This is a genomic window from Dietzia sp. E1, from assembly GCF_014145015.1.
GTDB classification, from domain to species: domain Bacteria; phylum Actinomycetota; class Actinomycetes; order Mycobacteriales; family Mycobacteriaceae; genus Dietzia; species Dietzia cinnamea_A.
This window is the reverse complement of the sequence record NZ_JAALDU010000307.1, coordinates 1-1,336: the sequence shown is the minus strand read 5'-3', so window position 1 is coordinate 1,336 and position 1,336 is coordinate 1. Positions and strand designations below refer to the sequence as shown.

The following is a 1,336-nucleotide window of genomic DNA, read 5'->3' as shown; positions in this document are numbered from 1 at the left end:
GCCTCCGACGTCGTGGTGCTCGACCCGCCGCGCGGGGGCGCCGGCATCCCCGTCATGCAGCGCCTGGCGGAGGTGACCCGGTCGCGGATCGTCCACGTCGGCTGCGACGCCGCGAGTCTGGCCCGGGACGTCGGCGCGCTCGTGGCGGCCGGGTGGACGCTGACGGACCTGCGGGGCGTCGCCGCGTTCCCCGGTACCCACCATGTCGAGGGGATCGCGGTGCTGGATGCCCCGGGCGGACGCTGAACCGCCACGCTGGTCGGCGGCCGACCCACCGACCGAGGGCGAGCCCGCGGGCCCTCAGCCCGTAGACTGGCGATTCGACCCATCGGGGTGTCGGACAGGGAAGGGGCAGTCGACAGCAATGAGCGTGCTCGATCAGGTGAACGGCCCCTCCGACCTCAGGGGGCTCGGACCCGACGAGTTGGGCCGGTTGTGCGGCGAGATCCGTGAGTTCCTCATCCGCAAGGTCGCGGCCACGGGCGGGCACCTCGGACCCAACCTGGGCGTCGTCGAACTGACGGTCGCCCTGCACCGCGTGTTCGACTCGCCGCGTGACCCGATCGTCTTCGACACCGGACACCAGTCGTACGTCCACAAGATGCTCACGGGGCGGCGGGACCGCTTCGACGGGCTGCGCACCCGCGGCGGCCTCTCCGGATACCCGTGCCGGGCGGAGAGCGAGCACGACATCGTCGAGTCCTCGCACGCCACCGCGTCGCTGTCGTACGCGGACGGGCTCGCCAAGGCCTTCGCGCTGCGTGGCGAGCGCGACCGGACCGTCGTCACCGTGATCGGTGACGGGGCGATGACCGGCGGTATGGCGTGGGAGGCGCTCAACAACATCGCGGCCGCGAAGGACCGGCCCATGGTGATCGTGGTCAACGACAACGGCCGCTCGTACTCGCCGACGATCGGCGGTCTCGCCGAGCGGCTGGGCGCGCTGCGTCTGCAGCCCGCGTACGAGAAGGCGATGGACCGCACGAAGAGCGCCCTGACCGCCCGCAAGGACGTCGTCGGCAAGGCGGTCTACTCGGTACTGCACGGGATCAAGGCCGGCGTCAAGGACGTCGTGTCGCCGCAGGAACTGTTCGCCGACCTCGGCCTCAAGTACATGGGCCCGGTCGACGGGCACAACCTCGCCGCCACCGAGGCGGCGCTCCGGCTCGCCAAGGACTTCGGGGGCCCCGTGGTGGTCCACGTGGTCACCCGCAAGGGCATGGGCTACGTCCACGCGGAGAACAACGAGGCCGATCAGATGCACGCCACCGGGGTGATCGACCCCGAGACGGGCAAGCCGCTGTCGACCTCGTCGTCCGTCGACTGGACCTCGGTG

1 protein-coding gene and 1 pseudogene are annotated in these 1,336 nt (G+C 71.4%); both read left to right on the top strand.

Annotated elements, in window-relative coordinates; translation table 11 throughout:
* Positions 1-246: pseudogene (locus G6030_RS10690) on the top strand (class I SAM-dependent RNA methyltransferase); the annotation flags it as partial.
* Between the two features lie 118 nt (positions 247-364).
* On the top strand, positions 365-1,336 hold a 972-nt coding region (locus tag G6030_RS10685), incomplete at its 3' end, for a 1-deoxy-D-xylulose-5-phosphate synthase N-terminal domain-containing protein (protein WP_241724303.1).